16 protein-coding genes and 6 tRNA genes are annotated in these 25,071 nt (G+C 35.8%); 8 read left to right on the top strand and 14 right to left on the bottom strand.

Features of this window, described 5'->3' with window-relative positions:
* Positions 1–49 precede the first annotated feature (49 nt).
* From CF599_RS15840 to proS, 10 genes are all read right to left on the bottom strand, one after another.
* Positions 50–1,357 carry a dihydrolipoamide acetyltransferase family protein gene (locus CF599_RS15840; RefSeq protein WP_121966954.1) on the bottom strand — a complete coding sequence of 436 codons (1,308 nt, stop codon included), beginning with the start codon at positions 1,355–1,357 and terminating at the stop codon, positions 50–52.
* A gap of 367 nt (positions 1,358–1,724) precedes the next feature.
* Positions 1,725–3,524, bottom strand: a complete 1,800-nt coding sequence (gene typA, locus CF599_RS15835; RefSeq protein WP_121966953.1) for a translational GTPase TypA — start codon at positions 3,522–3,524, stop codon at positions 1,725–1,727.
* 141 nt (positions 3,525–3,665) lie between these two features.
* Positions 3,666–3,917: a 30S ribosomal protein S20 gene (rpsT, locus tag CF599_RS15830; protein ID WP_121966952.1), complete on the bottom strand. Its 252-nt coding sequence runs from the start codon at positions 3,915–3,917 to the stop codon at positions 3,666–3,668.
* A gap of 40 nt (positions 3,918–3,957) precedes the next feature.
* A tRNA-Glu gene (locus CF599_RS15825) sits at positions 3,958–4,029 on the bottom strand.
* A gap of 39 nt (positions 4,030–4,068) precedes the next feature.
* Positions 4,069–4,140: transfer RNA gene (locus CF599_RS15820), tRNA-Glu, on the bottom strand.
* A 39-nt stretch (positions 4,141–4,179) separates the two neighbouring features.
* A tRNA-Glu gene (locus CF599_RS15815) sits at positions 4,180–4,251 on the bottom strand.
* A 37-nt stretch (positions 4,252–4,288) separates the two neighbouring features.
* Positions 4,289–4,360, bottom strand: a tRNA-Glu gene (locus CF599_RS15810).
* A 34-nt stretch (positions 4,361–4,394) separates the two neighbouring features.
* Positions 4,395–4,466, bottom strand: a tRNA-Glu gene (locus tag CF599_RS15805).
* A 37-nt stretch (positions 4,467–4,503) separates the two neighbouring features.
* A tRNA-Glu gene (locus CF599_RS15800) sits at positions 4,504–4,575 on the bottom strand.
* Positions 4,576–4,650: 75 nt separating this feature from the next.
* Positions 4,651–6,126, bottom strand: coding sequence for a proline--tRNA ligase (gene proS / locus CF599_RS15795; RefSeq protein ID WP_121966951.1), 1,476 nt, complete (start codon positions 6,124–6,126; stop codon positions 4,651–4,653).
* Positions 6,127–6,229: 103 nt separating this feature from the next.
* On the opposite strand from proS, the gene CF599_RS19955 reads away from it, so the two are divergent.
* The 5 genes from CF599_RS19955 (at position 6,230) to CF599_RS15770 (ending at position 12,828) form a co-directional block, all read left to right on the top strand.
* Positions 6,230–6,706, top strand: coding sequence for a hypothetical protein (locus tag CF599_RS19955; protein WP_254050334.1), 477 nt, complete (start codon positions 6,230–6,232; stop codon positions 6,704–6,706).
* Between the two features lie 586 nt (positions 6,707–7,292).
* Positions 7,293–8,828 carry an OmpP1/FadL family transporter gene (locus CF599_RS15785; RefSeq protein WP_121966950.1) on the top strand — a complete coding sequence of 512 codons (1,536 nt, stop codon included), beginning with the start codon at positions 7,293–7,295 and terminating at the stop codon, positions 8,826–8,828.
* A gap of 110 nt (positions 8,829–8,938) precedes the next feature.
* A complete protein-coding gene (locus CF599_RS15780; protein ID WP_121966949.1) occupies positions 8,939–9,790 on the top strand; it encodes a hypothetical protein in 852 nt (283 codons plus the stop codon).
* A gap of 779 nt (positions 9,791–10,569) precedes the next feature.
* Entirely contained in the window at positions 10,570–11,883 is a 1,314-nt protein-coding gene (rimO, locus tag CF599_RS15775; protein ID WP_121966948.1) for a 30S ribosomal protein S12 methylthiotransferase RimO, read from the top strand.
* 198 nt (positions 11,884–12,081) lie between these two features.
* Positions 12,082–12,828, top strand: a complete 747-nt coding sequence (locus CF599_RS15770; protein ID WP_121966947.1) for a glycerophosphodiester phosphodiesterase family protein — start codon at positions 12,082–12,084, stop codon at positions 12,826–12,828.
* Between the two features lie 73 nt (positions 12,829–12,901).
* Here CF599_RS15770 and CF599_RS15765 read toward each other — a convergent pair whose 3' ends face one another.
* From CF599_RS15765 to CF599_RS15755, 3 genes are all read right to left on the bottom strand, one after another.
* Positions 12,902–14,371: a DASS family sodium-coupled anion symporter gene (locus tag CF599_RS15765; protein WP_121966946.1), complete on the bottom strand. Its 1,470-nt coding sequence runs from the start codon at positions 14,369–14,371 to the stop codon at positions 12,902–12,904.
* A 251-nt stretch (positions 14,372–14,622) separates the two neighbouring features.
* Positions 14,623–17,823, bottom strand: coding sequence for a TonB-dependent receptor (locus CF599_RS15760; protein WP_121966945.1), 3,201 nt, complete (start codon positions 17,821–17,823; stop codon positions 14,623–14,625).
* A gap of 145 nt (positions 17,824–17,968) precedes the next feature.
* Positions 17,969–20,329, bottom strand: coding sequence for a TonB-dependent receptor (locus tag CF599_RS15755; RefSeq protein WP_121966944.1), 2,361 nt, complete (start codon positions 20,327–20,329; stop codon positions 17,969–17,971).
* 125 nt (positions 20,330–20,454) lie between these two features.
* On the opposite strand from CF599_RS15755, the gene CF599_RS15750 reads away from it, so the two are divergent.
* Together CF599_RS15750 and CF599_RS15745 are read left to right on the top strand one after the other, a co-directional pair.
* Positions 20,455–21,774, top strand: a complete 1,320-nt coding sequence (locus tag CF599_RS15750; RefSeq protein ID WP_121966943.1) for an ATP-binding protein — start codon at positions 20,455–20,457, stop codon at positions 21,772–21,774.
* Positions 21,767–22,444, top strand: coding sequence for a response regulator transcription factor (locus CF599_RS15745; RefSeq protein WP_121966942.1), 678 nt, complete (start codon positions 21,767–21,769; stop codon positions 22,442–22,444). Before CF599_RS15750 ends, CF599_RS15745 begins: the two co-directional genes overlap by 8 nt.
* Here the strand turns inward: CF599_RS15745 and CF599_RS15740 are convergent.
* The gene (locus CF599_RS15740) at positions 22,430–23,389 is read right to left on the bottom strand and encodes a helix-turn-helix transcriptional regulator (protein WP_121966941.1); all 960 of its coding nucleotides are present in this window, start codon (positions 23,387–23,389) and stop codon (positions 22,430–22,432) included. The genes CF599_RS15745 and CF599_RS15740 overlap by 15 nt on opposite strands.
* Before the next feature lie 94 nt (positions 23,390–23,483).
* Here CF599_RS15740 and CF599_RS15735 point away from each other — a divergent pair, with 94 nt between their 5' ends.
* Positions 23,484–24,761, top strand: coding sequence for an NAD(P)-binding domain-containing protein (locus CF599_RS15735; protein WP_121966940.1), 1,278 nt, complete (start codon positions 23,484–23,486; stop codon positions 24,759–24,761).
* Positions 24,762–25,071 lie beyond the last annotated feature (310 nt).

Here is a 25,071-nt window from a genome sequence, read left to right as displayed (position 1 = left end):
ACGGTCTCACTAAAGTGAAACCGTTTAATTAATTTATGATAATAAAGAATTATACTTCTCTATTTGGATCAAATGCTTCTAGTATTTGAGCTACTCTCTGAACGAATTGTCCTCCTAATGCTCCATCTACTACTCTGTGGTCATAACTGTGAGATAAGAACATCTTCTGACGGATACCGATAAAGTCTCCTTCAGGAGTTTCGATAACTGCAGGCACTTTACGAATAGCACCTAAAGCAAGGATACCTACCTCTGGTTGGTTGATAATCGGCGTACCGAATACACTTCCGAATGTACCTACGTTAGTTACTGTATATGTACTACCTTGTGTATCGTCCGGTTTTAATTTACCAGCTTTAGCACGGTTACCTAGGTCGTTTACAGCTTTAGCCATACCTACTAAGTTTAATTGATCAGCATTTTTAATAACTGGTACAATTAAGTTTCCGTTTGGTAATGCAGCAGCCATACCTAAGTTAATATTCTTTTTCTTAATGATATAATCACCTTCAACAGAAATATTCATTCCTGGGAAGTCTTTTAATGCTTTCGCAACAGCTTCCATAAAGATAGGCGTGAATGTTAATTTCTCCCCTTCTCTCTTCTCGAATGAGTTTTTTACTTTATTTCTCCAGTTAACGATATTCGTAACGTCTACTTCGATGAATGACTGTACGTGAGCAGAAGTCTGAACAGACTTAACCATATACCCAGCTATAAGCTTACGCATACGATCCATCTCTACGATTTCGTCAGCACCGTTCACAGATACTGGTGCCACTTTAGTAGCAGTCTGTGCAGCAGGAGCAGCAGCTTTAGAAGCCTCTACTTTTGCAGCAACTGCTTGAGGTTGGTTACCTCTATTTTTTACGTATTCTAAAATATCATTTTTAGTAACTCTTGCATCTTTTCCTGTTCCAACGATAGCTTCTAATTCAGCTAATGAAACACCTTCTTCTTTTGCGATATTCTTTACTAAAGGAGAAAAGAATTTCTCAGAGTCAGAGAAGTCTACTGGAGTTGATACTGTATCTTGCGCTGCTGTTACTGCTTCTGCAACAACTTTAGCTTCCGCAGGAGCACTAGTCTTTGCTGGAGCTGGAGCAGCTGCACCACCTTCTGTTTCTATAATAGCGATAGTTTGTCCTACTTGAACAACATCATCTACTTGAAATAATATTTCTACCAAAGTTCCTTCAACCTCTGATGGAACTTCACTATCCACTTTATCAGTAGCGATTTCTAATACTGTTTCATCAGCGTCAATATGATCCCCTACATTCTTCAACCAGTTTGTAATTGTTGCCTCTGCAACACTCTCTCCCATTTTGGGTAATTTCAATTCGAACTTTGCCATATTTATAACCTAAGGTTGTGTTTTCTAATACAAATTACAAATTTAATAATATTTCAGACTTTTAATAGACAAAAATAAAATTATCATTCTCTCAAAAACTATACTTCTATTGCCTAATTACTCTCATCACATCTATTTAATTTCTGTTTTTTTACCTATTTTCTTTTGAATTTTATTCCAAAGTACACAATTCTACTACTTACAGAGAATTGCCTATTTAAGTCAAAAAAAGACTTCTACATGTGATAATTGCTTGAAATATACAAAAAGATAGTATCTAAACCAACAATCTTATAAGTCCTTTCACAAACAAAAAAAGCCGACCACGAATGGTCGGCTTTCTTTAATATATAAAATAATACAATTATTATTTGATAGTATTACGTTTACGATCTGTCTCTTTTAAGAAGATTTTTCTTAAACGTAAAGATTTTGGAGTTACCTCAACGTACTCATCTTTTTGGATGTACTCTAAAGCTTCCTCTAATGAGAAAATGATTGGAGGGATGATTCTCGCTTTTTCATCATTTCCAGAAGAACGAACGTTAGACTGTTTTTTAGCCTTAGTTACGTTAATACACATATCATCACTACGAGAGTTCTCACCGATAACTTGACCTTCATAAATCTCATCATTCGCGTTAACGAAGAATTTACCACGATCTTGTAATTTATCGATAGAGTAAGGAATAGCTTTACCATTCTCCATAGAGATTAACGAACCATTGTTACGTCCAGCGATTTCACCTTTGTACGGTTGGTACTCTAAGAAACGGTGTGACATAATAGCCTCACCAGCAGTAGCTGTTAACAATTGATTTCTTAAACCAATAATACCTCTTGAAGGGATTAAGAATTTAATGATCATACGTTCACCTTTAGGTTCCATACTTAACATTTCTCCTTTTCTTAAAGAAACATACTCTACAGCACGTCCAGATAAGTTTTCAGGAATGTCAATAGTTAACTCCTCGATAGGCTCACATTTTTTACCATCGATTTCTTTGATGATAACTTGTGGCTGTCCGATTTGTAACTCGTATCCTTCACGACGCATTGTCTCAATCAATACAGATAAGTGCAATACACCACGTCCGAATACCATAAATTTATCAGCACTATCAGTTTCGTTTACACGTAGAGCTAAGTTTTTCTCTAACTCTTTAGCTAAACGATCCTTGATGTGTCTTGATGTAACGTATTTACCTTCTTTACCGAAGAATGGAGAGTCATTAATAGTAAATAACATACTCATTGTAGGCTCATCGATAGTAATAGTTGGTAATGCTTCTGGGTTTTCGAAGTCAGCGATAACGTCACCGATCTCAAATCCTTCGATACCAACTACAGCACAGATATCACCTGCGTGTACTTCACTAACTTTCATACGTCCTAAACCTTCGAATGTTTGTAATTCTTTAATTTTAGATTTAACGATTTTCCCGTCTCTCTTAACTAAAGAAATATTCATTCCTTCTTTTAAAACACCTCTATGTAAACGACCAATAGCAATACGTCCTGTGAATGTAGAGAAATCTAACGATGTAATCAACATTTGAGGAGTTCCTTCTTTCATTTCAGCAGCTGGAATGTGCTCTAAAACCATATCTAATAATGGTTCAAAAGAGTCTGTTGGTTGTTTCCAATCATTAGACATCCAGTTGTTCTTAGCAGATCCGTATACAGCTGGGAAATCCATCTGCCATTCTTCTGCTCCAAGTTCAAACATTAAGTCAAACACTTTCTCATGTACTTCTTCTGGAGTACAGTTTTCTTTGTCAACTTTGTTTACTACCACACAAGGTTTTAAACCTAAACTAATCGCTTTTTGAAGTACGAAACGAGTTTGAGGCATAGGTCCTTCGAAAGCATCTACAATCAAAAGAACACCATCAGCCATGTTCAATACACGTTCTACTTCACCACCAAAATCCGCGTGACCTGGGGTATCGATAATATTAATTTTTGTTCCTTTATAGCTTACCGAAACGTTCTTAGAAACAATAGTAATTCCTCTTTCTCTTTCGATATCTTCGTTGTCTAAAATCAATTCTCCTGTGCTTTCATTCTCACGAAATAATTGACAGTGGTGTAAAATTTTATCAACCATAGTAGTTTTACCGTGGTCAACGTGTGCTATAATAGCAATATTCCTAATTGGTGTCATATAGGGATTTTAAAAAATTAATTCTCTTTTCGCGTTGCAAATATATTCATTTTAAAACAAATAATATCAACAAAAAAAGCTCTCAGATATTGAGAGCTTGATATTTTTTTACTTACAAACCAAATCGTTGTCTCTATAATACTATAAAGCAGCAACGTGTTTTGTTAATTTTGATTTCAAGTTAGAAGCTTTGTTGTCATGAATGATATTTTTCTTAGCTAATTTATCAATCATTGACACTACTAATGGTAATTTAACAGCAGCATCTTTTTGATCTTCGATCAAACGTAAAGCTTTGATAGCATTACGAGTTGTTTTATGCTGATATCTGTTTAACACTCTTTTCTTTTCGTTACTTCTAATTCTTTTTAAAGCTGACTTATGATTTGCCATTTCTTAAATATTTTATTAAGTCTATACTATTTTTCTCTTGTAGTCCGTAGGGGAATCGAACCCCTGTTACCAGGATGAAAACCTGGCGTCCTAACCCCTAGACGAACGGACCGTAAATATAATCATTTTTTCTCTAATAAAAAGAGATTTGTAGTCCGTAGGGGAATCGAACCCCTGTTACCAGGATGAAAACCTGGCGTCCTAACCCCTAGACGAACGGACCGTTGTTTTAAAATATATAAACTCTCATAAAGAGAATCTGTAGTCCGTAGGGGAATCGAACCCCTGTTACCAGGATGAAAACCTGGCGTCCTAACCCCTAGACGAACGGACCAATAATTATAATGTATAAACTCCTATAAAAGAATCTGTAGTCCGTAGGGGAATCGAACCCCTGTTACCAGGATGAAAACCTGGCGTCCTAACCCCTAGACGAACGGACCATTAAATTATCTATATATTTTATTCAAAGAACTGTAGTCCGTAGGGGAATCGAACCCCTGTTACCAGGATGAAAACCTGGCGTCCTAACCCCTAGACGAACGGACCAACTTGCATTAGAAAATTCTCTTAAAAGAGAACCTTGTAGTCCGTAGGGGAATCGAACCCCTGTTACCAGGATGAAAACCTGGCGTCCTAACCCCTAGACGAACGGACCATTTGTTTCTCTAATGCGGATGCAAAACTACAATAAATTTTTTATCCCGCAAGAGAAAAACAAAAAAAATCGAAATTAATATGCTTTAGCAAATAATACTCTTCCCTTTGATGGCTTCCCTGTAAACACACAGATTCCCTCTTCCTCTTTTCTATCAATTGGAATACAGCGAATTGTAGCTTTAGTAAGCTCTTTAATCTTTTCTTCTGTCTCAACAGTACCATCCCAATGTGCAGAAACAAATCCTCCTTTACCATCTAAAACTTCTTTAAATTCTTCAAAAGAATTTACTTCTGTCATATGATCAGCTCTATATTGGTATGCTCTATCAAAAAGATCTTTCTGAATAGTCTCTAATAAATCTTGAACATATTCTACGATTCCTTCTTTAGCGACTACTTCTTTTGTAAATGTATCACGACGTGCTACCTCAAATGTACCGTTCTCTAAATCTTTAGGGCCTACAGCTATACGCACAGGTACTCCCTTCAATTCATATTCATTGAATTTCCAACCTGGTTTAAAAGTTGTACGATCATCAAATTTGAACGATATATTTAACTTCTTAAATCTATCTGTAATCTTTTTCACCTCTTCACGAATAGCTTCTAACTGTTCGTCAGTTTTGTGAATAGGAACGATTACTACTTGTATAGGTGCTAAGTTCGGTGGTAATACCAATCCATTATCATCAGAGTGTGTCATAACTAATGCTCCCATTAATCGTGTACTAACTCCCCATGAAGTAGCCCATACATGTTCTTGTTTACCTTCTTGAGAAGTAAACTTAACGTCAAATGCCTTAGCAAAGTTCTGTCCTAAGAAATGTGATGTACCCGCTTGTAACGCTTTACCATCCTGCATTAATGCTTCAATACAGTATGTTTCTATCGCTCCAGCGAAACGCTCATTCTCAGTCTTGAATCCTTTAACTACCGGAATAGCCATAAAGTTCTCAGCGAAATCTGCATACACGTCTAACATTTGTTCTGCCTCAGCTACAGCTTCTTTCTCAGTAGCATGTGCTGTATGTCCTTCTTGCCATAAAAACTCAGCTGTTCTTAAGAACAAACGAGTCCTCATCTCCCAACGAACTACGTTCGCCCATTGATTCACTAAGATAGGTAAGTCACGGTATGACTCAATCCATTTTCTATATGTATCCCAAATAATTGTTTCTGATGTAGGACGTACGATTAACTCCTCCTCTAACCTTGCATCTGGATCTACTTCGATAGTCTTTCCATCCTCTGCTGTTCTTAATCGGTAATGAGTCACTACTGCACACTCCTTAGCAAATCCATCTACGTGACTTGCCTCCTTACTAAAATAAGATTTGGGGATAAACAAGGGGAAATAAGCATTTTGGTGACCAGTTTCTTTAAATTTCTTGTCTAACTCTGCTTGCATCTTCTCCCAGATAGCATATCCGTAAGGTTTGATAACCATACATCCACGTACACCTGAATTCTCTGCCAAATCTGCTTTGACAACTAATTCATTGTACCATTTAGAGTAATCCTCACTTCTTTTAGTAATATTCTTGCTCATTTTTAATACATTAGCAGTTAAAATTGTTTAACTCTTAATTAACTATAATAATTCCACAAAACTAACTAAATTTGTTTTGACCGACAATTAAAAAAACAACGAAATGAAAACAATTATCCAAACTTCGAAAATACTAAGTAAAATCGGAATGTTTTTACTTATAGGAGGACTAACTGTTTCTTGTGGTTCGTACTATAATACCTCTTATAATGACGGTGTGTATAGTCAAAGTGGAAACACACAACCTAATCGCAACGATCAAAATCCTGATAGAAATTACTATGAGGAGTACTTCAAGTCGAAAAGTAATGACATGGAATACTTCACAGACGTAAATCAGTATACTTCACCTGTCAACGATAGCGTTATACAACACAAACCTAAACAAGCTGTTTCATATGGCTCTTGGGGAAGTGAACCGAGTAGTATTAATGTCAACTTTTATAATAATGGATACTACGGTTCTTCTTATTATGGTTACGGTTATGGCTATCCTTACTATGGAGGATATTATGGTAGTTACTATGATCCATTCTACTGGGGAGGTGGCTTTGGCATCAGCGTAGGCTGGGGCTGGTGAGGTGGATACTATGGCCGCCCTTGGGGAGGTTACTACGGATATGGATACGGATATCCATATTATGGCGGATACTACCCTTACCGAAACAATCACTATAATAATGTAGTATATCATAATGGTGGTAGATCTGGATACTCTAGATCATCATATAATAATAACAACAACGGATATAGAGGTAACTCTTACTCTAGAAGTAGCTACTCTGGTAGAGGAGATAACTATTCTACTGGAGGTAGATCAGCATACTCTAGAAGTAGTTACTCTGGTAATAATAATTACTCTGGTAACAATTCTTCGAATAATAGCTCTAGAAGTTCTTATTCACGTTCTTCTTATAACAACAATAGCAGTAACAATTCTTATAACAATAGTTCTCGTTATAATAATTCTTCGAACAATAGTTCGAATAACAGCTCTAGAAGTTCGTATAGTAGAAGTTCTTACTCTACTCCATCATCATCTTCTTCATACTCACGTGGTAGTAGTGGATCTAGTTACAGTGGAGGATCTAGAAGTAGTTCATCAGGAGGAAGTTCACGCAGTAGCTATAGTAGATAATATATATAAGTAAACAAGACAGTAAACGATGAATAGACATTTTTATACATTAGTAAGTGCTATCTTACTATCTGCAGGAGCTTATGCTCAGGAAGCTACACCAACAGATGTGATGAGATATAATCAATCAGATCTAAACGGTACGGCTAGATTTAGAGGTATGAGCGGGGCCTTCGGGGCTGTGGGTGGTGACTTATCAGCATTGAGTATTAACCCTGCTGGTGGTGCTATCTTTACCTATAATACAGCAGCATTTAGTGCATCTTATTTAGCCAAGAGTAATAAAGCTAACTATTATGGCAATGAAACTTCTAAGAACTATAACGGTCTTGACTTAGGTCAGATGGGAGCTGTTTTTGTGTTTAATAATTATCAAGAAAGTGCTACAATGAAGAAGTTCACTATCGGACTGAATTATGAAAGCACTAAGAACCTAAGAAACGACATCAAATTCGGTGGATTAAATAGAGACAAAAGTTTAGGAGATTACTTTCTAGACATGGCAAATGGTGCAGCTATACCACATAATGTTGCATATCCTAAAGGTCCTTCAGCAGAACAAGATTATATAGACGCAGGTTATAATGCAGGCTTTGCAGGACAACAGGCTTATCTAGCACATGAATCTTATTTGATAAACACGGGAGCTAAAGAAGGAACTTATGAAGCTAACTATAATAGAAATAGCCAATATCAACAAGCTAGATATTTAAGCAATAGTGGTTTTACTAGTAAATTCTCTGGTAACTTCGCTGCTCAGTTAGGAGATCGTTTTTATGTAGGAGCTAATCTTAATGTGCATGTAGTCGATTACACACAGACTAGTTCTGCTGCTGAAAGTATAGTTAACCCAGGTGCTAAAGGATCGATCAGTAGCATGGGATACTTTAATGAAGTATATACCTATGGTACTGGATTCTCATTTAACCTAGGAGCTATTGCTAAAGTAACGGAATCATTAAGAGCTGGTCTTTCTTACGAATCACCAACATGGTATTCACTTAAAGATGAATCGACACAAGGTATAAGTACTTCACGTGTAGATGATACTAATACAGTACTATTCCCTAGAGTAGTGAATGTATTTGACAGTTATAGACTTAGAACACCTTCTAAATATACCGGAAGTTTAGCCTACATATTTAAGGACAAAGGATTGATCAGTGTGGACTATACTTATAAAGACTATAGTAATAATGAGTTTAGACCTACAAGTGATGGTACATACAATTTAATGAACGATGGCATAAATGTAATGATGCAAGGTTCAAGTTCTGTGCGTATCGGTGGAGAATACTTAATCAAACAAGTGAGTTTAAGAGCTGGATATCGTTTCGAACAGAGTCCTTATAAAGATGAGTTCAAAATGTATGGGGATCTTAACAGTTTCTCTGCTGGTATAGGATATACATTTGGTAGTTCTCGTTTAGATTTATCTTATAACAGAGCACATCAGTCGTATAAAACTTATCTAGTAGACACTACTGGACCTAATCCTTATCAAGCTGCTAATATCAAAACAACAGACAACTTTGTCAGTTTAACATACAATATCAACTTCTAAGTTTTATTAGAAGTTTTAGTACTTAATCTCTTTATTGGATAAACCAGTAAAGAGATTTTTTTATTATACATTTGCAGTTCAATTAACAATACATAATAAAACAGATATAAATGAAGAGTATTTTTAAACTATTCTCAGCATTGTGCTTGTTTGCGACAGCTACAAGTTTTGCTCAAGAAGCTGTTACTACGCCTTTGCGTTACACAGATTCTAATAAAGGTAAATTCTATATTTACTGGGGTGGTAACCGTGGTTACTTTACTAATTCTGACATCAGATTTAGAGGAGACGATTATGACTTCACTATAAAAGATGTACAGGCATCTGATAAACCTAAAGGATGGCACGTAGATTATATTAATCCAGGACGTATGACTATTCCTCAGACTAACTTGAGAGTAGGTTATTTCATCAGTGATAAATATAATATCTCTATCGGAGTAGATCACATGAAATATGTAATGGACCAAAATAAAACTGTAAATATTTCAGGATACTACCCAGGTCAAGGAAGCTATGGAGAGACAATACCAGGCGAACCAGGTAAAGTTAACTTAACTGAAGAATTCCTTACATTCGAGCACACAGATGGATTAAACTACATCAACACAGAGATCAACCGTGTAGACGATATCTCTAAATTATTCGGATTATGGAATACAGATAAAGTACAAATTAACCTTACTGAAGGTGTAGGTTTTGGTTTAGTTTTCCCAAAAACGAATACAAAGTTATTAGGTAAAGAAAGATATGATGAGTTCCACGTAGCAGGATTAGGTTTCTCTGCTAAAGCAGGTCTTAACGTTACATTCTTTAAGCACTTCTTCGTTCAAGCAGAACTTAAAGGTGGATACATAGATATGTATGATGTACGTACTACTTCAGATAAAGCAGATAAAGCGATGCACAACTTCTGGTTCGGTCAGACAGTTATCGCATTCGGAGGTATCTTTAGATTATAATAAGAGTATTGTTCTAAGAACAATATATACTACCCATATCAAGAGGTTGTCATTTATTTGGCAACCTTTTTTTGTGTTTTTACTGTTCTATTAAGTATAAAAGTCACTTACCCCTTAGTCCCTATGGTCATTATTCAACCATCCCCTACCTCAACATAACACCACCTCTTTAACATATTACAAATAAATATACCACATTTCACACGATCATAATCATTACACATAAATAATAGTTCATCTCTCTTCTTCTAGCTAAAATTCATCTACTATTTAATCACGATGTTCACCTATTCGAAAGTCACCTATCAATACGAGAACCTTTGCTCGCATAATCTTTCTCAGACCGAGCATTTACGGCTAATACTCGAGGAATTGTCGAGTAACTTAGTATGGGTACTGACTCTCACTGGGATTGAGAGACGTTATAGAAATAGTGGTGATTTAATAAAAAACACTTAAAACATTAATTACAAACACATTACACATTAATTACATCAAAAAAAATGTATTCCATTTTTCGAATATCTTTCTATATACACCTTAAAAGGAGGTTTTTATAAAAAAAAGACTATCCTAAATACTTATTTTGAGCTCAAAGAGGCTCCTTTATATTCCTAAAATAAAAAAAGAGGCCTTCTTTTTTGCTTGCAGGTGATTCTTTTAGGTATTCGTTAAAACAGAATGCTTATAATTAAATGCTGTGATTCACATAATTATACTAAAGCATATGCTTTCTAGCTAAAAAAGATGTAATTTTGCAGTCCAATTTTTTTAAATCAATGAGAACCAAAACTTTAAAAAAGAATAAAATCAACGTAATTACTTTAGGTTGTTCTAAGAACGTTTACGATAGTGAAGTGTTAATGGGACAATTAAAAGCGAGCGGAAAAGATGTAACACACGAAGCTGCTACTGATGAAGCGAATATTGTAGTTATCAATACTTGTGGTTTTATCAATAATGCAAAAGCAGAGTCTGTAAACACGATCCTTGAGTACGTAGAGAAAAAAGAGGAAGGTATTGTTGACAAAGTCTTCGTTACTGGATGTTTATCTGAACGTTATAGACCTGATTTAGAAGCTGAAATCCCTAATGTAGACCAATATTTCGGTACTACTGATTTGCCTTTATTATTAAAAGCATTAGGTGCTGACTATAAACACGAATTATTAGGAGAACGTCTGACAACTACTCCTAAGAACTACGCTTACCTTAAGATCGCTGAAGGATGTGACCGTCCTTGTAGTTTCTGTGCTATTCCATTAATGAGAGGTGCTCACGTATCTCAACCTATCGAGAAGTTAGTAAAAGAAGCAGAAGGATTAGCTAAAAACGGAGTGAAGGAACTAATCTTGATTGCTCAAGATTTGACTTACTACGGATTAGATTTATACAAAAAAAGAAACTTAGCAGAGTTACTAGAGAACCTTGCTAAAGTAGAAGGTATCGAATGGATCCGTCTTCACTATGCATTCCCTACAGGATTCCCTATGGATGTATTAGAGTTAATGAAGAAAGAACCTAAGATCTGTAATTACTTAGATATTCCACTACAGCATATCTCTGATAATATCTTAAAGTCTATGCGTCGTGGTACTACACAAGCGAAGACTACTAAGTTATTAAAAGAATTTAGAGAAGCTGTACCAGGAATGACTATCCGTACTACACTAATCGTAGGTTACCCAGGAGAGACTGAAGAGGATTTCCAAATCATGAAAGATTGGGTGCAGGAGATGAAGTTCGAACGTCTTGGATGTTTTGCTTACTCTCACGAAGAGAACACACACGCTTATTCTTTAGAAGACAATGTTCCTGAAGAAGTAAAACAACAACGTGCTAACGAAATCATGGAGATCCAAGCGCAAATATCTTTTGACTTAAACCAAGAGAAAGTTGGACAAACATTGCGTTGTGTGATTGATAGAAAAGAAGGAACTGAGTTTATCGGACGTACAGAGTTTGATAGCCCGGATGTAGATAACGAAGTGAGAATAGATGCTACACAACACTACCTTAAGATAGGTGAGTTTGCAGATATTCACATTGATAGTGCTTATGAGTTTGACTTATTCGGTACACCAGTAAAATAATAGAATAAAGCTGTTCAGAAATGAGCAGCTTTTTTTATATCTTTATTTTTATAACTAGCCGAATAGTTTTGGAAATTTCACCTTTATAATGAGGTCTGTAATCATGTGATCAACTAATCTTTACATTACCATAATCTTAAGGTAAAGATGAAATAATATAAAACAACCATATTTGTTTCAATATTAAAACACAAGATTATGAAATTTCAAAAAAGGCTCTTAATACTATGTTTAGCAATGAGCTCAATAACATTTGCACAAGATAATAACGTTCTACGCATAGGACACAGAGGTGCTATGGGACATATAACTGAGAATACAGTAGAGTCTATCAAGAAAGCTGTAGAGATGAAATGTGATGTAATCGAGATAGATGTATTCACAGTGAAAGAAGGTGCTCTTATGGTGTTCCACGATGACAACTTAGAACGCAAAACGAATGGTAAAGGTAAAATAGAAGACTATACTAAGGCTGAATTAAAGAAGCTACTAGTAGATGAGAAATACCTTATCCCTACATTAGAAGAAATCATCGAAGCAATAGATAAAAAGGCTGTATTAAATATAGAGCTAAAAGGTACTAAGACAGCAGAACCTACAGCTAAAGTAATAGAAGCATTTAAGAAAAAAGGATGGACAGATGCTAACTTCATTATCTCTAGTTTTAGATGGGATGAGTTAGAATTAATGCGCAAAGCAAATAAGGCTATAGACATCGCTGTATTAACAGAGAAAGAACCTGCTGATGCTATCGAGTTTGCACATAAAGTAAAAGCTGTAGCTATCAACCCTTACTTCAAAAAGCTAAATACAGAGAACGTTAGCAAAATCAAACAAGCTAATCTAAAGATTTACCCTTGGACTGTAAATGAGCCTAGTGACATCAAAGCGCTAAAAGAATTGAAAGTAGACGGTATCATTACCAACTTTCCTGAGAGGATCTAATTTCATACAAATAGATTATTTTAAGCAAAAAGGCGTGTTCTGATTGAACACGCCTTTTATTATTTATCAATGTTTATATACTTTCGAAGAATCCTGTGAAGTATTGTAAGAACAGTACCCATAGAATAATAATTGTTGTTCCTAATACAGCACCGAACATCCCCCCGAGGGTAAAGTCTTTCTGTTTCAGCATTCCCGTACCGAACACAATAGCATTAGGCGGTGTAGAAACAGGTAAGAATAATCCACAAGAAGAACATAAACCTACTACTAGACCAACAGGTAATAACTGCTCAGAAGGCAATACGATAGCTGCTATATTTATCACAATAGTGGCTGTAGCGGTACTACTCATAATATTAGAGAACAAGACAGTAACTACTGCGAATATAATCATCATCACTATCATATTAAACTCCATCCCTGCTAAAAACTGTGAGTAATAGGGTGCTAATAATTCTTTAATAGCCATCCCTAGAGATAAACCTCCTGCTACTAACATTAACGTATCCCACGGTAATCTACGCACATCTTCTGCTGTAATAATTCCTAACATCGGCAAGAACACGATAGGAACCATCGCTGCCCCTGCTGTAGGGATGTGATATCTACTACCTAACATCCACATTAATACTGTCACTGTTAAAATCACAATAACAGCTAGACGCTGTAATCGCATATTATTAGTCATATCTAATGCCTTATTAGCAAATGATACATCTAATCCTTTTACTTTAGAAGTATACTTGCGTACTACTGCATACCAAAAGGCTGCTAGCAATACTACTGCAGGTACAAAACCTAGTAATAACCATTGTGTAAAGGTTACGTCAAATCCTTTTGACTTTAACACGTTTACCACGATCAAGTTAGGTGGGCTTGATACCATACTCATCATACCCGCAAAGGTAGCTGCCGCAGGGATACTTATCAGTATAGCTTTTGACATCAATGAGTCTTTCCCCTCTCTATCTATAAGTGGCATCACAGACGCTAATACCATCGCTGCCGTAGCGGTATTAGAAATAATCAAGGATAATATAGAGGTAACGATAATAATTCCCAACACTAATGTATTTGGATTAGAGCCAAAAATAGAGATTGTCTTCTTAAACAACGACAAGTCGAGATTGGTCTTTCGCATTCCCTCACTTAAAAAGAATCCTCCTAAGAATATCCAGATAACACTATCTGACCAAGTGGCGGATATTTCCTGTGGAGAAATAGTTGCTCCTTGCATATTCCCCATCGTATAGACTAGAAATCCTATAATCATAATCCCTACTGCAAAGGGAGGTATAGCTTCTGTCGCCCATAGCAATATAGAGAATATCAAAATAAACATCGTATAGCGTTGTGCCTCTGTAAAAACATCGGGGGACAAAAAATAAGTCCCTGCTAAAGCTGCAAGCAATGAAAAGAAAAAGATACCAACCCTAGTCTTGATATTCCACATATTCCACGAAGCCTCTATTAATAGCTCACTGTAAAAACGAATACCAGTTCTAATCTTCCTAATCTTGTCAAAGTAATCAAATTCCATATTCAAACATTTAACTGTTAAAATTACAACATTTAAGCGCATTATGCCACTATTACGGAAAGTATCATACCTCAAATCAGCAGAAAACATTTAAACGAGAATAATATATCCTAAACAGAATGAAATTAGTCATTAAAGCAGACTGTAGTTGGTTTAAAAATGAGGTAGATTAATAGTCATAAAAAAAGATAGCCCTCTCGAGCTATCTTTCTACACAAAATAATTAACCTTATAAAATTGTAATAATGTTCTTAATTAAAGCTATACTTAACTCCTAACTGTATTTGGTATGGCGTACCTCTATTGACAGGAGTACCTTTAGTATTCACTCTATAGTTAAACTCTTGTTTATTCTTATCAAAACCTGGTAGTGCTGCTACATCACCTTTCTTAGGAACTCCTAAAGCATAAAGTGACTGCGTTCTCATAGATTTATTCACTCCCCAATCTTTACTCAATAAGTTTGCAACGTTAAAGATATCTGCCGACACTTCGAATCTATGTTTCCCTTTCACTGTAAATGTCTTCGCAACACGTAAGTCAAATACTCCAAAGAAACCATTCTTACCACCATTGCGCTCAGCTACTTTACCATAGCTATCTTCAATATAATTCTTTAAGCTCTTGCTTACTTCTGGGTTATCTAAGATAGCTTGTAGTCCATCCTTAATATGTTGTGGTGTCTTAGCGTCATTGATATCAAAAACATACGCTAAGTCATTACTACCGCTCACGAAGTCACCATTAGTATTACCTCCTGATAATAAACTATATCTAGTACCCCCTATTCCTGAAAAACGAACACCTACATTCACTCCGTAGAAACTAGGTGCATTACCATAAACCACTAACTTATGTCTAAAGTGATTATCTGAGTAACTCATCTTGCTCAAATCTCTCGGATCACTTGCTACAGGTAGACCTAATGTAGCAGAGTTAGCCACGTTACCATTATAAGAAGTATTGTCCTTAGTAGAGTTCCAAGTGTAACTTACTGCTATCTGTCCATCTTTATAATAGTTATAATTCGTATCAAATACTAAAGCGTAGTTATTCACTTTCCCTTCACTCACTAGTTCTAGTACACGTCCTAACTTATCTGTCTTTCTACCTTGTTTCCAATCTGATGCTCCATTTGCTAACATCGTCTCAGCAGGAACGAATACACCTCTTCCTCCTTCATTATCTAAAGTAAAGAATGGATTATCTACCATATTTCTATCTTTATAGAAGTAGTTATTACGAGCTAAGTTCATATACCCCGTAGCACTCACCTTAAACTTACTGCTAAAGAAGTGTGTATAAGAGATATTCGCTTTATACACCATCGGTACTTTAGCATCTTTCCCTGTAAAGTTAATTGTGCTTAACTGATGTTGAGTTAAACTAGGTATAGCATTCTGATCTTTTCTATATGCATTAAAGTCTGGCGTAGGTACATCAGCTCCCATAACATCAACAGTAGCTAACTTACTACCGTCAAATGTTAGGTTGTTAATCATTGCATAATTATTAATATCCGATCCAAAGATACCTCCACCTAAACGGATATAATCTGTATTATTCTCGTTGATATTCCAATCAAACTGAATACGCGGCTGAACAATTAATGAGTTAAGTTTATTATTTGTATTTAACCCTAGTTCATCATATACTAACTGGTTAAACTTAGCTGTAGGATACTTCGCATAATCTAAACGAAGCCCTAGTGTCATATCAAATCCAGCAGCAAGCGTAGTCTTCATTTGTCCATAAAGACCTGCGTTTAAGATATTACCGTCTACTGTCAAGTCATCTACTAGAGGTACTTCTCTATAGTATCTATAAGGTCTAAGATTCTCAAAGCTATCCATAGAAGAATACCCTAGAGTAGGATCTGTATTAAAGTGAAAACGTCCGTTCACTTCACTTCCATAAACTGATTTTGCATTCGTCTGCATTACGTCTACCCCGAACGTATAGTTAACCTTATCTGTCGTATAATACAGGTTATTAACTATCTGAAACACGTTATTTGTAAACTTCTCTTGTGCAAAACGGTGTCCTCCTAACTGAAGATTCGCTGAGCGTACTCCCCCCCCTACATTAGAAGTCACGTTCTCTACGATGGCACGTGGGATATACTCTCCTCCTAATTCAGGACCTTGCTGACTATCTTGGAATGTGTATAGATATTGTACTTTTAGTTCATTCGTAAGTTGAGGACTGATATTCGTTCTCAAAGTTGCTAGCACACTGTTATCAATACTTTTATCTGTACCATAAGACTCATATAAGTTGATCTGAGTATTATCAGCTAACCCCATTGGGTTATAGTCATACGTAAGGTTATTACGCACTGTCAATAAGTTGTTCTCATTAATCTGCCAATCTAAACGCAAGAATGCAGCATCAGAGTTTCTACGTTTGTTGAACGTTCCATATTGGGGGTTATTAGACACCCCATACTTATCACGTGCGATACCAACGAACTTATCTAAAGTCTGATTAGTAATACCATATCTATCTTCATCCTCAGGTCCTTTAATATCAGCGATAATAAGAGATCGTGTATCTAACTGATGATCCCACGCTACGAAGTAGTGTAATTTATCCTTAATAATAGGCCCTCCTAAAGATAGACCATACTGATAAGTAGAATAATCCGCATTTCCCTTTTTATTTCCATTGATATCATATGGACTAGATAACCAATCAGCACGCATATAAGAGAACATCGAACCTGTGAACTCATTAGTACCAGACTTAGTCACAGCACTTACTGTACCTCCTCCACTACGTCCTAATGTCACATCATATTGATTAGTCACTACTTGAAACTCGCGTACCGCTTCCATCGATACAGAATATGGTGCACCACTTCTACTTGTAGTCGCCCCAGCTGATGTAGGGTTCTTAGCTGTAGTACCATCTATCGTGAAGTTAACTGAAGAACCTAACTGCCCTCCTACTGATCCACCATTAGATAACGGTGATAAGTCTGTAAGATTAGAGAAGTTACGCCCATTAATCGGTAAGTTTTTAATTGTACTTGCTGTGAATGTAGTCGCTGCTCCTAATGACTCTCTTTTATTCATTAAGCTCTTACCATCAATCACAATTTCTTCTAAGTGCTGATCTTCTACCCCTATTACAAGGTCAACAAATACATTGTCCCCTTGGTTGACATAGTATCCGGTTTTTTTAAACTCTACACCTGCTTCATCTTGTGTGATAACGATATAAGGTCCACCTAATGGTATTTCTTTAAATACAAACTCTCCATTTGCATTTGTTTTCGTACGAGTAGTAAACCCCGTCGATGTGTTCTTGATTAAGACTTCTTTACCTTGTTGGATAGCATTATCTTGTAATACAATTCCTTGAATAGAAGCTTGTGTAGTTTGAGCGAAAACTTGTGCGCTAAATAATGTAGCGCATACAAGTCCTGCTAAGTGTAATTTTTTCTTCATTACGTTATTAACTAGGTTGATTGATGAAGTCAAAACTATTCCTTCATTATTACCTGTTGATTTTGAACACGTAAAGAAATTGTCATTATTAGATTTAAGAATTCAAAGGATTATTAACAAACCGTTAACTAATAGTAATCTTATACTAAAGCCTATTTTTTTCCTGCATATCTATCTCTTTGCTACTGTATTTCACCTTTTGATTTCCTAAATTATACTTCAGAGAAACAGCAAAACCTTGTGTATCGCTATAATCTTTAAAGTAGTTATTTTGATTTGCATAATTCGTACTGATAATCTGTCTATCGCTACCGAATATGTTATATACATATAGGTTAGCAGATAGTTTATTCTTTAAGAACTCTCTACTCATGATAAAGTCCGTACGCTGATAGCCACTTATTCTAAAAGTTCCTTGTACAGTAGGGGTATAAAAGTTATAAGTTAACATTGCTTTCCAATTACTCTTCTTATCAATATCAACAGAAGTACTTAGTCGCCCTCCAAATATTAAAGCATCATTCTTATATAACTTCTTATCTACTCCGAAATAATAATCTTCCTGCTGTTGTAAATAAAGAAATGGACTTACTGACCATATAGGTAAAATCTGATGAGAATAGTTTACGATCATCCCTGCTAACTGTCGTTTATCTATATTCGTATAGTGATAGATTAACATATTATTTTCAGGTTCTTGATAAGAGATTTCCATAGATGGATTGCTCTCACGATTATAGAACAGTTCAATGTTTAACTGATTCCAATTATAACTTAAACTAAAATTATGACTGATAGTTGGTTTTAAATCTGGGTCTCCTTGGAAGTATGAGAATAGATTATAGTAGCTCTTCGCAGGGTTCATCCATGAATATGATGGTCTGTCAATACGCTTTCCATATGAAAAACTCAATTGTTCTTGTTCTGTTAGATCATACTTCAAATAAGCTGTAGGAAACAACTTAAAGTAAGACTGTGTATTACTTCCTACTCCACTACTATTAGTCTGTATACCTGTATACTCGCCTCTCAGCCCTGCTTTTACTTGCCATTTATCCCACTGTTTAGTAAATGACGTGTACCCTGCCCAATTAATCTCTTGATATTCATAGTTATTGCTCTTGTCCTTGTTATATCCTCCGTCTTTGTTTTCAAAGAAGTCTAATGAATACAAGGCTTTCACGATGCTGTACTTCCCTCCTAACTCCCATTTGGTTGTTTCTTTATCTATAGAATAGTCTATACCTGACACCGCTAATCGTGTACGCGATTTGTCTTTCGTTGCAAAAAAGCGTTCAGTAGGTACTTGATCTTTAAAGTTAAGCTCAGTTAGTACATCTTGGTTGTCTTTTTGATTGTCATACGTAAAGTAAGATGACCATAATAACTTCTTCTCTTTACTAAACTTCTTGTCTAACATAAAATACCCTGTGTATGTATCCATATTAGCACGCTTCTGATTAAACGTCGTATAGTTAGACTCTACTATATTGTCTTTAGTATAGATTAATGTAGGGATAACATAATCTCCTTTAGTTTTTGTATTGATATACCCATTACCACCCACTGTTAAAGTCAATGTACTATCGACCTTCACGTCCATCTCTGCCTGAAAGTTATGACGACCTCTCATTTTATTTTTACGAGTCATCACACTACTCCATCTATCCCCATTCTCATAGATTACATTGTCCTCATTATATCTTACTGTCTCTCCCTTCCCAAAAGAATAACTCCCCGATAGATTTATCTTCTCGCCTGAATACATATGTTGTGTACTCAGTGTGTTATACGCATAAGTAGTTTGTTTAAAGCGATCTGTAATACTCCCTTTGTACCCTAAACTGACATTCTTTTTAAGCTTAATATTTAGTACAGCATTTCCCTGAGCCTCATACTTAGCTGGTGGATTAGTGATAACCTCCACTGCCTCTACCTGTGTACCATCGGTTGCCTCAAGCATCTCTTTTAACTGTTCTCCTGTAAGCATTACTTTCTTGTCATTAATGGTAACTAATATACTCTGACTACCTCTTATACTAAGATTATCTCCTATCGCATTCACACCGGGTGTCTGCTTTAGAATATCCCAAGCATTCGTAGTTGCCAGTGGTGTATCTTGTACATTAAATACTAATCGGTCTATCTCTCTCTTTATCGTTGGGCGTTTAGCAGTGATAACCACTTCATCTAATACCGCATTATCTTCTGTTAGTTCTACTTTAGATGAATCACCACCTATACCTATTACTTTGGATTGAAAACCAACATAACTAAACTCTACTTGGCTAATCAATACATTAGGTTCTATTACATAATTACCCTCTTCATCAGTATAAACAGATTGAATCACCTTGCCATCTGCATCCTTTGCTACCACTGTTACAAAAGCTAAGAGTTCTTGCTTACTATCCACTACTTTTCCTTTAATTGTAGTATCGATTGTTTGAGCGTTTGCGATAACACCCAACAATAATAAGCTCCATAAAATAAGTATACGTACCATAATTTGTTTAATTTTAAGCAAAGGTGTATCATCAGCCTTCCGAATGTGGTTAACGAACGGTTAATGAAGGGTTAACAGCAAACCTAAATATAGAATAAAAACCGTTTTAAAGTATCTTTGTTTATATGAAAAAGCTTAACTTTAAATATTATCTACTTGCCTTCTGTGTATCTTATCTACTGTTAATCGGTATAATGGGAGCTTATATATATCACGCTTTTCAATTAAAGTGTAAAGAGATAGTAACTACAGTACATACGCGAATAGACAATCTCGAAGAGTCAGGTGTATTAGATAAATTCACCATCAAGAAAGAAAACGAACAATATTTAATGCTTCTTGAAGTAGTACATGGGGATAGAACGTTAGATAGTTTTAAGAAATTCAACAAAGAAATACTCAAATCTAGAGAAGTTTATTTTAGTCATTTGATTGACAGTTTATTTGTTGATGAAAAATATGAGGTAGCGGTAAGGTACGATATGTCTCAATTAAAGTTACATAACCCAAAAAAAGATTTATTAGATAGTCCAATAACTTTACTTCAAACTTCTCGTAAAGTAGATAAATCATATAAAACCAATACTTCTAATTGGGAAGTACAAGAAAGTAGTGAACGAACTGATGTAAGAGAGGAACAAAAAGAGTATAAACATCACTTCTCTCTCTATCAAAATCAATATATTGATATCAAAAATATCATAAGCATAGCTCTTCTATCACTATTACCTTTACTTGTTTTGACTGCTGTAGTAGCCATATCGCTACTTATAGTGTATTACATCACCTATCGCACGATTAAACAGAAAGAAAAAGAAGTCACTAATCTATACAATATGGTAGATAACGTATCTCACGAATTTAAACTGCCGATAGCAACTCTTAAATACGGATGTAATAATCTATCAAAAGAATATGACTCTCCTACTGTACTGCTATTACTTCGTCAAGTAGATCGATTAGACCGACTACAGAACAGCCTAAACCCTGTGCCATCAGGTACTGAAAGCAATTATAAAAAAGAAGATGCTACACAAATGATAGAAGACTTAGGTGCGTTATATCCTGATGTTCAATTTATTCTAAAGTGGGAGACTACAGATGAGATATCTATCGCTAAAACAAAGTTAGAGACCATACTCCTAAACATAATAGAGAATAGCGCTAAATATGGAGGTACTGAAGTAGAATGCGCCATAACATCTACAAACAACAGATACCATATCGCTATAAAAGACAATGGAATGGGAATAGCGAAAGATAAACAGAAAGATATCTTCAAGAAATTCTATAGAATCCGAGAAGGTAATGTACACAATACGACAGGGCTAGGCATCGGACTATACCAAGTACAGCAACTCGTAGAGTCATTAAACGGAAATATTAATATAATAAGTACTCCTCAAGTAGGCACTACTTTTAAAATCACGATCCCTTATGTATAAACTGTTATTAGTAGAAGACGATATAGACTACGGCACTGTGATACAGCAATACTTAGGTATCTGCGGTTTTGAAGTAAAGTGGTTTAGCACCCCTGATAAGGTAGTTAATGCGGTAATAGAAGAACACTTTGACTTGGCAATATTAGATATTATGCTTCCTGTTAAAGATGGCTTTACCTTATCGAAAGAGATAAATACGGTATTGCCTACTTTGCCTTTCTTATTCCTAACGGCTAAGAACCAAAATATAGATCGCCTAATGGGGTTAAAGCTCGGAGCAGATGATTATATCTCTAAGACGTGTGATCCTGAAGAACTAAAGCTTCGCATAGAGAATATCCTCAAGCGAACTGCAAAGCCAAAGACAGAGCAATATCTATTAGGTAGTTATACCTTTAATCCTGTACAACTAAAACTGACTCATCCTAATGAGACAATCAGACTGACAGAGCGAGAAAGAGATTTGTTATTACTACTGATCGATTCTAATGGCATGATTATCTCACGTGAAGATATACTACAGAAGTTATGGCCATCGGCAGATTACTTTAATGGGCGTAGCTTAGATGTATTTGTTACTCGCCTTAGAAAGTACTTCCAACACGATGATGCTATCAGTATCACAAGTCTTAGAGGTATTGGCTTTGAGATTAATCTATCCCTTAAATAAGCTGGGTAGCACACCGTAGTATTTCTTAAACGCTACCGTAAAGTGCTGTGGATTCTTATATCCTAAGTGCTCTGATACTTCCCCTACGTACCATTTGTGGTCAAGTAATAATCTCTTTGCTTCAAGCATACGGTAGCTCTTAGCATATTCGAAGATAGTTGTTTGGAACACTGCTTTAAACCCTGTAGTCAGTTTTTTCATATTTAGACCGACTTCTCTACTGAGCTGTTGTACTGTAAGTGGTTCTTGGATATGTTGTTCTATTAAGGCTTTGGCATATTGTATTTTATCTAACTCTTGGGTAGTAAACTTAGAGGTATCATTTGCTTTAACCCTATCAAAAGCATCTACTTGTAGCAACATTAGCTCCGTCATCTTAGCTTCTAAATACAACTTCTTTAGATGTCCTGTATAAGTATCTTTTTGTAAATCAGTAAGAATAGCGAACATCTCAGGCGTAATCTTTAAGCTTTGGTCCGTCCATACGTGTGACTTAGAAGTAGCCAAGTCTAAGAAACGCTTTTGGAAGTCATTTCCCTGTTCGAAGAACTGCTCAAATAAGCTTCTCGTAATCATTACTTCTATAAACTTCCCTTTATCTACAGTAGGATTCATCACAACTTTAGTCTCACAGTTACTGTGAAACATCAGGCTGTGCTCTCCTGTCTTTAGCCCAAAACCTCCCTGTTCATCACAGTAGCAGTTAGACTCTCCTGCTAATCGGAAGTGCATCTTCAAGGCATCGTTGCGAACATCGATTAATAAATCTTGACTTCGCTCTAAAGCATAATCACATGAGATAACCTGCACACCATCGAAAGACTTCTCGGCAAATAGAAAGTTAGATTCACTATCAGGCACCGATAATTCTCTCACTTCTTCAGTAAGAATACTATTGGATTGTTGTCCGATTAAATCTCTCTCTATTATCAGTTGTTTATTCATAAAGTCTGCATTGCGTTATACAGAGTATGGATTGCGTTAATCCAAAGCTTCTTGTTGTGAATACCTTTACACAAAATTAGTAAAACAAAAGCAAATGAGACAGATAGATCAACAACATTATGACGTTATTGTGATCGGTGGAGGGCAAGCAGGATTAGCCATTAGCTACTTATTAAAACAAAGCAACATCAATCATATCGTCATAGAAAGAAACCAAATAGCGAACTCGTGGGTAAACCAACGTTGGGATTCGTTTACTTTAAACACGCCAAACTGGATGAATTTATTACCTGGTATGGCACTCTCACCTAATGAAGATAGAGAAGCGTTTAAAACCAACGCAGAGTACATCGCTACTTTAGTAAACTATGCGAAAGAAAACGAATTGCCTATAATAGAACAAACGGAGGTAACAGCAGTGCATTTCTCTAACAACACGTATGATATCACTATTAGCCAAGAAAGTAAAAACACTAAACTAACCGCTAACCAAATAGTAGTTGCTTCAGGACAAATGAGTGATTCTACAAATCCTTTATTTGATTATCCTATCCCTGCTCATATTAAACAAATCAATATAGCAGATTATAAAAATCCTACACAAGTAACAGGTAATGTGTTAATAGTGGGTAGCGGACAATCGGGTGTACAGATAGCAGAAGAGCTTGCCAAAACCAACTATACCAACAAAGGGCACATCTACCTGGCGACAAGTAATGTAGCGCGTTCGCCACGTAGATATAGAGGTAAAGATGTAATGGAATGGCTAAATATGATGAGGGTAATGGATATCCGCACAGATGAGTTAGAAGATATAATGATCAGCAGACAGACGCAACCTCAGGTATCAGGTGTAGGTCATTATGGGCATACAGTCAGTCTACAATCTCTACACCGTATGGGCGTAACGCATTTAGGAAAAATGCTTACTACCTCAGAAGTTGGTTTTGAGTTTAGCGATGAAATTAAGCAACATATTGCCTTCGCAGATAAGGGTTCTGAGAAACTAAAAACAATCGTTGATACTTATTTAGCCAAAACTAATCAAGAAGATATGTACCCTAATATTGAAATAGACGAAGCTGATATCGCTGATCTTAACTTCACTGCTGCAAGTGACATTACAGCATTAGACTTTTCTCAAATCGATACGGTACTATGGGCTATTGGATACCAAGCAAAGTTTAATTATCTACAGATCCCAAATGCATTATCAGACAAAGGGACTCCTATTCATACCAATGGGGTATCTCCTCAAAAGGGGCTGTATTACCTCGGTTTCCCTTGGTTGATCAAACGCAAATCAGGAATAATCTTTGGGGTTGCGGAAGATGCTGAGGTGATTAGTCAATTGATTAAAGAGAATAGATAATCAACGAAGTAATTACTATAGCTTAACTGAGCTTTATATATATCCTTAAATCTTATTCTCTTTCACTCTTCATTCTATTTAATCTATAGTAATAACATTATGCATCCATAGTGACTCCATTAAAAAGTTTGTTTTAATGGAGTCACTATGGACTCATTATGGACTCATTATGGACTCACTATGGACTCACTTTGTCTCGTCCTAATATAGCTGTACAGTTATTGTTTATAATCCTACTTTTAACTGTACACTTGTTTTTATAATCCTAAGATAACTATACAAGTACTTCTTGTTTGTTTTTATTGGTATA

Origin of the sequence: Myroides sp. N17-2, assembly GCF_002286775.1 — a bacterium.
Lineage (GTDB): Bacteria > Bacteroidota > Bacteroidia > Flavobacteriales > Flavobacteriaceae > Flavobacterium.
This window is presented reverse-complemented; position numbering and strand designations above follow the sequence as displayed.

Coding starts and splice junctions, on each gene's coding strand:
- CF599_RS19955 (WP_254050334.1), top strand. CDS start 6,230: ATGAAAACAATTATCCAAACTTCGAAAATACTAAGTAAAATCGGAATG.
- proS (WP_121966951.1), bottom strand. CDS start 6,126: ATGAGCAAGAATATTACTAAAAGAAGTGAGGATTACTCTAAATGGTAC.
- CF599_RS15750 (WP_121966943.1), top strand. CDS start 20,455: ATGAAAAAGCTTAACTTTAAATATTATCTACTTGCCTTCTGTGTATCT.
- CF599_RS15740 (WP_121966941.1), bottom strand. CDS start 23,389: ATGAATAAACAACTGATAATAGAGAGAGATTTAATCGGACAACAATCC.
- CF599_RS15770 (WP_121966947.1), top strand. CDS start 12,082: ATGAAATTTCAAAAAAGGCTCTTAATACTATGTTTAGCAATGAGCTCA.
- CF599_RS15745 (WP_121966942.1), top strand. CDS start 21,767: ATGTATAAACTGTTATTAGTAGAAGACGATATAGACTACGGCACTGTG.
- rimO (WP_121966948.1), top strand. CDS start 10,570: ATGAGAACCAAAACTTTAAAAAAGAATAAAATCAACGTAATTACTTTA.
- rpsT (WP_121966952.1), bottom strand. CDS start 3,917: ATGGCAAATCATAAGTCAGCTTTAAAAAGAATTAGAAGTAACGAAAAG.
- CF599_RS15735 (WP_121966940.1), top strand. CDS start 23,484: ATGAGACAGATAGATCAACAACATTATGACGTTATTGTGATCGGTGGA.
- CF599_RS15780 (WP_121966949.1), top strand. CDS start 8,939: ATGAAGAGTATTTTTAAACTATTCTCAGCATTGTGCTTGTTTGCGACA.
- CF599_RS15840 (WP_121966954.1), bottom strand. CDS start 1,357: ATGGCAAAGTTCGAATTGAAATTACCCAAAATGGGAGAGAGTGTTGCA.
- CF599_RS15755 (WP_121966944.1), bottom strand. CDS start 20,329: ATGGTACGTATACTTATTTTATGGAGCTTATTATTGTTGGGTGTTATC.
- CF599_RS15760 (WP_121966945.1), bottom strand. CDS start 17,823: ATGAAGAAAAAATTACACTTAGCAGGACTTGTATGCGCTACATTATTT.
- typA (WP_121966953.1), bottom strand. CDS start 3,524: ATGACACCAATTAGGAATATTGCTATTATAGCACACGTTGACCACGGT.
- CF599_RS15765 (WP_121966946.1), bottom strand. CDS start 14,371: ATGGAATTTGATTACTTTGACAAGATTAGGAAGATTAGAACTGGTATT.
- CF599_RS15785 (WP_121966950.1), top strand. CDS start 7,293: ATGAATAGACATTTTTATACATTAGTAAGTGCTATCTTACTATCTGCA.